The following is a 2,631-nucleotide window of genomic DNA, read 5'->3' on the forward strand; positions in this document are numbered from 1 at the left end:
ACCCGCTACGAGAAAACCGCCAGGAACTACCTCAGCGTCGTTACCCTCGCCGCAACCATCCTATGGCTGAGATAAGTGTCCACACCACCTAGAGCAAAATCCGAACGTTTTGACTCTTTAGGGATTCCCGGCTCGGTCGAAATCTGATTCACCCTGCCTGCTGGGCATGGAGGCCAGCGCGCATGGCCAAATCCCTGTCCGAGGACCTTCGCACCCGACTGATCGCCGCGGTCGATGGCGGCATGTCACGGCGCGGTGCGGCCGAACGCTTCGGGGTTTCCGCGGCAAGTGCCATTCGCTGGCTGCGCGAATGGCACGCCACCGGCGCGACAGGCGCCAGGCCTCGTGGCGGCGATCTGCGGTCCCATCGCATCGAGGCGTATCGCGACATCATCCTGGCCGCGGTCGAGGCTCAGGTGGACATCACCCTGGTCGAACTGTCCGCGATGTTGCGTGACCACCACGGCGCCGCCTTCGCGCCCAGCACGATCTGGCGCTTCCTCGACCGCCACGCCATGACCGTAAAAAAAACGGCGCACGCCAGCGAGCAGGCGCGGCCAGACGTAGCAGCGCGGCGGCAGGCTTGGTTCGACGTGCAGCCCGACCTTGATCCTGAGCGTCTGGTCTTCATCGACGAGACCGGAGTCTCGACCAAGATGGCACGTCTGCGGGGACGCGCCCGGCGCGGTCTGCGCTGCCGCTCCCCCGTGCCACACGGCCATTGGAAAACGACGACCTTCACCGGCGCGCTGCGGCTGAGTGGCATGACGGCGCCCATGGTGTTGGACGGGCCAATGAACGGGGCGGCGTTCCGCGCTTATGTCGAACAGGTGCTGGCACCGACCCTGACGCGCGGCGACGTGGTGGTGATGGACAACCTGCCCGCCCACAAGCTGGCCAGCATCCGCGAAACCATCGAGGCCGCGGGCGCCAGCCTGCTGTACCTGCCGCCCTATTCGCCCGACTTCAACCCGATCGAGAACGCCTTCGCCAAGCTCAAGGCTCTGCTACGCAAGGCCGCCGCTCGCACCATCGGCGACCTCTGGGACGCCATCCGCGACGCACTGCCGTTGTTCACCCCGCGCGAATGCAGGAACTACTTCACCGCCGCTGGATACGAGCCAGAATGATCGGATTTTGCTCTAGAGAAGGTGCAGATTTAGAAAACATTTCTACCTTATTTTGTCGATACGATTTGATGAATAAACGGCGCCATAATATTTTCTGTCTCTAGGCCAGGGTCGATGTGACAGTCCAGCCCTTTGCCTCGGACAGTAAATTTCGGGTCCACGATCTTGTCTTCTGACAGAAAATGTTGGCTGTCATCCAGATAGTTAAAGCCAGTGGATTCCGATCTTGTTTTTAGAAGATCATTAAAGTGTCGATGAAAAGCCGTCCGCTGCTGGAGAGTCGGCATTTCTAACGCCTTTATTAGTTGAATTTCCTCTTCTAAATTTCCCTCAGAAACTTCATGATCCATCGGCCAGCCGACTCGTATGTAACCGCTTTTCCACGTATCGTCAGAGAGTACCGGCGGGCAGACCGAACAAATATAAACGGAATTACGTACTGATAAATCGATGCGGGATGTCAAAAAACTGAAATATTTATCCACAGAATTCAAGCAAAACGCCTCAAAATCCTCCGTCGAGAAGCGAGTTGACCCGGACTTTGCTCGATGAAACGCGTGTACAAATTCAATGTCGACTTGCCCGAATTTCAGAAAAAGCTTCCTTCCGCCTGCTTTGATGTGATGCTTTATTTTTCCATAAAACCTATCAAATCGTGCTCCATATCGCAGATGCGATGCCTCGTTTATCAATCCGCGCGCCGAACCACCGTGGCAAATTCCATTAATAGGAAGGAGCCAATGCTTATTAGAGAGGATACTAAACTTCGCATAAATCTGGGAGTGACTGTCTCCGTAGACAAAATAAGGAAGCGCTCCATGGCTGCTCATATCTAAGAGAGAGTCGATATGTGGCGCGGGCTGCCGATCTGAACTCACTATGGCTGAGCGATCAAAGGCGCTTGTCCAGCACATATTCCGGAGAAATATTACACAAATACGCTCTATTATTTCCCTGTCGGCAACGGAGGAATTTCTAAGCTCATCCAGGGCAGCGATAACTACGGATTTGTCATTGGAGGTGTGGAAGTAGGTATTGTATGGCATGCCACTTAAAACAAAACGAATGACAAGGTCCCGTGTATCAGCATCGCTTGGAACTTTGACTCTATTAAATTTTTGATAGCTTTCCTGACAAAATCCCGCCTTAATAAGGAGAGAGAGGCAGATGTCGGGATCAACCGGAGTAAAAATCGACTTGAGATTCTCAAATTCAGGATGATCATGTAGAATCATTTCGTTTCGGAGTCCTAATGTAAAGTCTTAGTATTTATATAGACGAAAGCGAAGCTGTCAATGTAAATTCACCTGAAACGATACCGTATCCCTCGTCATCTACTCACACGGCGCTGGTACTCGCGACCGTGGGCTCCAAGGTCGCAGCAAGGGTGACCGCACCAGCTTGCTAGCCCGGATTATTCACCAAGGTTAGCGGACATGGCGCAACGCCTTGATCGGCCATAGGATTCGGTTGCGACACTCACATCCAGCCGATTTCGGAC

At 54.1% G+C, this 2,631-nt stretch carries 2 protein-coding genes; one reads left to right on the forward strand and one right to left on the reverse strand.

Annotated elements, in window-relative coordinates; all coding sequences use genetic code 11:
- The first annotated feature begins 182 nt into the window (after window positions 1-182).
- Window positions 183-1,130, forward strand: a complete 948-nt coding sequence (locus C8P66_RS23300; RefSeq protein WP_111400664.1) for an IS630 family transposase — start codon at window positions 183-185, stop codon at window positions 1,128-1,130.
- Between the two features lie 47 nt (window positions 1,131-1,177).
- Here C8P66_RS23300 and C8P66_RS23700 read toward each other — a convergent pair whose 3' ends face one another.
- Complete coding sequence (locus C8P66_RS23700) at window positions 1,178-2,365, reverse strand: hypothetical protein (protein WP_146423051.1); 1,188 nt, start codon at window positions 2,363-2,365, stop codon at window positions 1,178-1,180.
- Window positions 2,366-2,631: the final 266 nt, after the last annotated feature.

Origin of the sequence: Humitalea rosea, from assembly GCF_003253705.1 — a bacterium.
In the GTDB taxonomy this organism is placed as follows: Bacteria; Pseudomonadota; Alphaproteobacteria; order Acetobacterales; family Acetobacteraceae; genus Humitalea; species Humitalea rosea.